The following is a 1,606-nucleotide window of genomic DNA, read 5'->3' as shown; positions in this document are numbered from 1 at the left end:
GGGGGTGGGGTGATTATGGAGAGTTCGAAGACGTTGACGATGAATATGGTGACGATTTCAGGGGTTGAGAAGGGGGTGGAGGTGAAGAAGGGTGGAACGTTGACGATAAAGGATGGGACGATTACGTTTAAGGATGGGAAGGACAATTATGGGGTGAAGGTGGGGAGTGGGGTGACAGATGCTAGTTTGACAAATGTGACGATTGAGGGGACGGGGAGTGGAAAGGGGGTGATAAAGGAGGGGACGGGGGAGATGATGATGACAAAGGTGGATGTTTTAAATGTTGAGAAGGGGGTGTATGCAACGGGGGGAATTTGACGGTGATAGGAGGGACGATGACAGATGTGGGGGTGGGGATAAGTATGTTAGGAAGTGGGACATTGACGGTGAATGAGGGGACGAGGATTACGGTTAAGAGTGGGGTGGGGAATTATGGAATAGGGGTGGGGGAATCGGTGAATGCTACTTTGACGGGGACGAGGATTGAGGGAAAGGGTGGGGGGACGGGTAAGGGGGTGTGGATGGGGAGTACGGGGAAGATGGTGATGGAGAGGGTGACGATTTCAGAGGTCGCAATGGGGGTGGAGGCAACTAATGGGACGGTGGAGATAAGTGGGCACTCGACGATTATGTTTGAGGGTGGGGAGAGGAATTATGGGGTGAGGGTGCAGAATGGGGTGACGATGGCTAGTTTGACGGATGTGACGATTACGGGGGCGGGGAGTGGAAAGGGAACGGGGGTGATAAAGGAGGGGACGGGGACGTTGAATATGACGGAGGTGGGGATTTCAAATGTAGAGAAGGGGGTGTTGATGAAGGAGGGGACAGTGACGATAAGTGGAGTGCAGATTTCAAAGGTTAAAATGGGGGTAGAGGCAGTAGCGGGGACGTTGGTGATAAAGGGGAACTCGGTAATTACGTTTAAGAATGGGGACAGGAATTATGGGGTGAGGGTGAAGAATGGGGTGACAAGTGCTAGTTTGATGGGTGTGACGATTAAGGGGGATGGGGATGGAGAGGGAAGTAAGGGGGTGTGGATGGATGGGAAGACGTTGGAGATGACCAATGTGGATGTTTTAAATGTTGGAGTGGGAGTGGAAGCGAAGAAGGGTGGAACGTTGACGATAAACAAGGGGAAGATTGGGTTTAAGAAAGATTACGGAATAGGGGTGTGGGGTGAAGCGACGGCTACTATTACGGGGACGACGATTACAGGAGAGGGAAAGGGGAAGGGGGTGTATGCAACGGGGATGGGAACGTTGACGTTGAAGATGACTGGGGTGAATATTTCAAATGTTGCAATGGGGGTAGAGGCGACTAATGGGACGTTGACGATGACAAGGGGATCGATTGAGTTTAAGAATGGGAGGGACAATTATGGGATAGGGGTGGGGAAATCGGTGACGCTGGCTACTATTACGGGGACGAAGATTACAGGAGAGGGAAAGGGGACGGGGGTGTTGATGATGGAGACAAAGATGATGAGGTTGGATGGGGTGACAATTTCCAATGTTGGTGAGGGGTATGGGTGAAGGGGAGGTTAGAGATGAACAATGGGTCGATTACGGTTACGAATAGTGGGTTTAAAGGATATGGAGTGGGGGTA

Annotated in this window: 2 protein-coding genes; both read left to right on the top strand. The window is 51.6% G+C overall.

Features of this window, described 5'->3' with window-relative positions; genetic code table 11:
- Positions 1-318, top strand: a 318-nt coding sequence (locus tag BBBE_RS07425; protein WP_210162035.1) for a hypothetical protein, incomplete at its 5' end; no start/stop codon positions are given.
- Complete coding sequence (locus BBBE_RS05465; RefSeq protein WP_152023194.1) at positions 315-1,532, top strand: hypothetical protein; 1,218 nt, start codon at positions 315-317, stop codon at positions 1,530-1,532. The genes BBBE_RS07425 and BBBE_RS05465, both read left to right, overlap by 4 nt.
- The last annotated feature ends 74 nt before the right edge of the window (positions 1,533-1,606 follow it).

Origin of the sequence: Bartonella bovis 91-4 (assembly GCF_000384965.1) — a bacterium.
In the GTDB taxonomy this organism is placed as follows: domain Bacteria; phylum Pseudomonadota; class Alphaproteobacteria; order Rhizobiales; family Rhizobiaceae; genus Bartonella; species Bartonella bovis.
Note: the sequence above shows the minus strand (reverse complement) of the source record. Positions and strands in the feature narration are given on the sequence as shown.